6 protein-coding genes are annotated in these 3,888 nt (G+C 35.7%); all 6 read right to left on the minus strand.

All coding sequences use genetic code 11. The features are described from left to right. Positions 1–473 (minus strand): NAD(P)H-dependent oxidoreductase subunit E (locus tag RMO83_RS13215; protein WP_310560173.1); only part of this gene is annotated, 473 nt, incomplete at its 3' end. Positions 474–577: 104 nt separating this feature from the next. Next, positions 578–1,816, minus strand: a complete 1,239-nt coding sequence (locus RMO83_RS13220) for an NADH-quinone oxidoreductase subunit D (RefSeq protein ID WP_310560174.1) — start codon at positions 1,814–1,816, stop codon at positions 578–580. 17 nt (positions 1,817–1,833) lie between these two features. After that, entirely contained in the window at positions 1,834–2,367 is a 534-nt protein-coding gene (locus RMO83_RS13225; RefSeq protein ID WP_310560175.1) for an NADH-quinone oxidoreductase subunit C, read from the minus strand. A 4-nt stretch (positions 2,368–2,371) separates the two neighbouring features. Continuing rightward, positions 2,372–2,920: an NADH-quinone oxidoreductase subunit B gene (locus RMO83_RS13230; RefSeq protein WP_310560176.1), complete on the minus strand. Its 549-nt coding sequence runs from the start codon at positions 2,918–2,920 to the stop codon at positions 2,372–2,374. Positions 2,921–3,097: 177 nt separating this feature from the next. Beyond that, a complete protein-coding gene (locus tag RMO83_RS13235; RefSeq protein ID WP_310560177.1) occupies positions 3,098–3,463 on the minus strand; it encodes an NADH-quinone oxidoreductase subunit A in 366 nt (121 codons plus the stop codon). A gap of 223 nt (positions 3,464–3,686) precedes the next feature. Beyond that, complete coding sequence (locus RMO83_RS13240; protein ID WP_077378011.1) at positions 3,687–3,881, minus strand: cold-shock protein; 195 nt, start codon at positions 3,879–3,881, stop codon at positions 3,687–3,689. Positions 3,882–3,888: the final 7 nt, after the last annotated feature.

Below are 3,888 nucleotides of genomic sequence, written 5' to 3' on the forward strand. Positions count from 1 at the left end.
TTTGCTGCCGTCAAATGTTCTTTGTAAAAATCGCCTAATTGCATCATTGGCGCGTAACCACAAGCACCTAAACATTCAACTCCTCTAACTTCAAAAAGTCCGTCTGGAGTAGTTTCACCAATTCCCACACCCAACTTTTCACAAGTATAATCCATTAAATCTTCCACGCCGTTCAAACAACAAGGCGAAGTTTGACAAAATTCGAACATATATTTTCCAATTGGTCTTTGGTTGAACATCGTGTAGAAAGAAACCACTTCGTACACCTCAATTGGTTTAATTTGAAGTATTTCGGCCACTTTGTTCATTAACTCAAAACTCAACCAGTTGTCGTGTGCATCCTGAACTTCGTGTAAAATTGGTAATAAAGCCGATTTTTGCTTCCCTTCTGGATAATGACTGATTAATTCATTGATGCGAGTCATCAACGTTTCAGTAATATTTATTTCTTGTTTGTGATGTGTTCTTTCCATTCTATATTTTAGATTTTAGATTTTAGATTTTAGATTTTTCAATCTGCATTCTAAAATCTGTATTGCTTTGCCCGTTCGCTAAAGCTCGGGTTTGCAATCTTTTTTTAAGCGTCTAATTCTCCAGCAATAACATTTAAACTTGACAAAATAACAATCGCATCCGAAAGCATTGCACCTTTTATCATTTCGGGATAGGCTTGGTAATAAATAAAACAAGGTCGTCGGAAGTGCAATCTATAAGGAGTTCTGCTTCCATCCGTTACCAAATAAAAACCTACTTCTCCGTTGCCGCCTTCAACAGCGTGGTAAATTTCGGCAACTGGAACAGGAATTTCTCCCATTACAATCTTGAAATGGTAAATCAAAGATTCCATATCGGTGTAAACATCTTCTTTTGGAGGTAAATAATACTCAGGAACATCAGCATGAAAAACGTTTCCTTCCGGCATTTTGTCCAATGACTGACGAATGATGCTCAAACTTTCCCAAACTTCGGCATTACGAACACAAAAACGGTCGTAAGTATCACCTGATTTTCCAACAGGAATTATGAAATCGAAATCTTCATAAGAGGAGTAAGGATGTGCCACACGAACGTCATAATCAACTCCGGCAGCACGTAAATTTGGACCTGTAAATCCGTAAGCCATAGCCATGTCAGCAGTAATTGGTCCAACGTTTACCGTTCGGTCAATAAAAATTCTATTTCTTTCGAACAAGTTTTCAAATTCTTTCCAGGCAACTGGGAAATCCTTCAAAAATACTTCCAGTAATTCAAAAGCTTTTGGAGACCAATCTCTTTCGAAACCGCCCATTCTTCCCATGTTGGTTGTTAAACGCGCCCCACAAATTTCTTCGTAGATCTCGTAAACTTTCTCTCTAAATTGAAAAACATACAAGAAACCTGTATACGCACCGGTATCAACCCCAAGAATCGAATTACAAATTATATGATCTGTTATTCTGGCCAATTCCATTGCAATAACTCTTAAATACTGAACTCTTTTAGGAACTTCAATATCCAACAATTTTTCTACAGTCATCCACCAACCCATATTATTGATTGGTGACGAACAATAGTTCATTCGGTCGGTAAGTGGTGTAATTTGATAAAACGGACGATTTTCGGCAATTTTCTCAAAAGCTCTGTGAATGTAGCCAATAGTTGGTTCAGCTTCGAGAATTTTTTCCCCATCCATTAACAAGATATTTTGAAAAATACCGTGAGTCGCTGGGTGTGTTGGGCCTAAATTAAGAATCGAAAGCTCACTTCCATCTTCGTTATGGTGCTCTTGAATTATTTTAGCATATCGATGCTCTGGTGGTAATAATAGTTCTGACATTTATAGAATGTGAAAAATTATATTGTTTGCTGTCTATTTGATTGTGTTCTTCCAAAGAATCTATCGTCTTTGTCGGTTCTACCTCCGTCTTCCATCGGAAATTCTTTTCGCATTGGATGTGACACCATTTCGTCCATATTCAAAATACGTTTCAACTGTGGATGACCGACAAAATTGATTCCATAAAAGTCCCAAGTTTCTCGTTCCATCCAATTCGCGCTTGGAAAGATAGTTGATATAGTTTTTATATCTGGAGTTTCTCCGCTGATAAATGCCTTGATTTTTATACGTTTATTTTCGTACCAATTATGCATATGGTATACAACGGCAAATTGTCGTTCTAAAACATTATCAGGATAATGTACCCCGCACAAATCGGTCAGGAAATGAAAACGTAATGTCGGATCGTTTTTCAAAAAAAGAACAATTGCTGTGATTTTATCGGCTGACACTTCAAACGAAAAAACATCTTTTTCTTGATTGAAATGAAATACACTTTCGCCAAAAGTCTCCGCTAATTTATCTTGAATTTCTGTGGTTTCTAAACTCATTTCCTTACTTAATATTATAAGATTTCAATAATTCTTGGTATTCTGGAGAACTTCTTCTTCTTACAGATTCGCTCCTAACCAAATCTTGTAATCTCATTACGCCATCTACAATTTGTTCTGGTCTTGGCGGACAGCCAGGAACATAAACATCAACAGGAATCACTTTGTCAATTCCTTGTAAAACAGAATAGGTATCGAAAACTCCACCAGATGAGGCACAAGCTCCCACAGCAATTACCCAACGAGGTTCTGCCATTTGCTCGTAAACTTGGCGTAAAATCGGCCCCATTTTCTTAGAAATTGTTCCCATAACTAGTAGCATATCGGCTTGACGTGGAGAAAAGCTCACACGTTCCATCCCGAATCTCGCTAAATCATAATGCGAAGCCATCGTTGCCATAAACTCAATTCCGCAGCAAGAAGTTGCAAAAGGCAACGGCCAAAGTGAATTGGCTCTAGCTAATCCAACAACATCGTTCAATGTGGTTGCAAAGAAACCTTCTCCTGAAACACCTTCCGGTGGCGCTACCATTTTTATTTTTGACTCACTCATTTTAATTTTAGATTTTTTAATTTTAGATTTTAGATTTTAGATTATTTTGAATGCTTAAAAAATAAAATCATTTTTTTAAATCAATATCTTAATTTGAGAAATTTATGCTTTTAAATCTAAAATCCTAAATTTAGTTTTTCTAAATCTAAAATCTAAAATCTAAAATCTAAAATCTCTTTACTCCCAGTCTAATGCTTTCTTCTTGATGATGTAGAAAAACCCTATCAACAATAATGACATAAAAATTACCATTTTTACCATTCCTTCCAATCCTAATTCTTTAAAATTCACAGCCCAAGGATACAAAAAAACCACTTCAATATCGAAAAGGACAAAAAGAATTGCCACTACAAAAAATTTTACAGAGAATGGTATTCTGGCATTTCCAATTGATTTAATCCCACACTCAAAGTTTTCATCTTTTATTTCTGATGATCGTTGAGGTCCTAATTTACCCGAAATTATTATTATCCCCACAACAAATCCAATGGCTAATAGCATCTGCATTAGTATTGGCACGTAATCTAATTGGCTTGATTGCATAATGAATATTGTTTTAGTCTATATACGACCGCAAATATAGGTTTCAAAGCTTTATAACACAAGTTAAAAAACAAAATTTAGTTAAAGGAAAATTATAATTAACGTATAATTAAGTTTTGTTTATTTAGGTGCTATAGAATAACATTCACCATAAAACAAAAAAGCGTCCCGATTTATCGGGACGCTTTAAACATTCGTAGGCATTAAAAATGAATTTTTATGCTTAGAGCACTGCTACTTTCGCAGCAACTTTTCCTTTTCTTCCTTCTTCTTCTTCGTAGCTTACTCTGTCACCTTCACGAAGTTCTTCCGCGTTGATTCCTGATGCATGAACAAAAATGTCTTTTCCTGTTTCTTCGTCTGTAATGAATCCGTAACCTTTAGATTCATTGAAAAATTTAACTGTACCTGTACGCATTGTAATA

The organism is Flavobacterium sp. (genome assembly GCF_031423415.1).
GTDB lineage: Bacteria > Bacteroidota > Bacteroidia > Flavobacteriales > Flavobacteriaceae > Flavobacterium.

Excerpts from the sequence above, each read along its gene's own strand:
- RMO83_RS13220 (WP_310560174.1), bottom strand. The coding sequence starts at position 1,816 with ATGTCAGAACTATTATTACCACCAGAGCATCGATATGCTAAAATAATT.
- RMO83_RS13225 (WP_310560175.1), bottom strand. The coding sequence starts at position 2,367 with ATGAGTTTAGAAACCACAGAAATTCAAGATAAATTAGCGGAGACTTTT.
- RMO83_RS13230 (WP_310560176.1), bottom strand. The coding sequence starts at position 2,920 with ATGAGTGAGTCAAAAATAAAAATGGTAGCGCCACCGGAAGGTGTTTCA.
- RMO83_RS13235 (WP_310560177.1), bottom strand. The coding sequence starts at position 3,463 with ATGCAATCAAGCCAATTAGATTACGTGCCAATACTAATGCAGATGCTA.
- RMO83_RS13240 (WP_077378011.1), bottom strand. The coding sequence starts at position 3,881 with ATGCGTACAGGTACAGTTAAATTTTTCAATGAATCTAAAGGTTACGGA.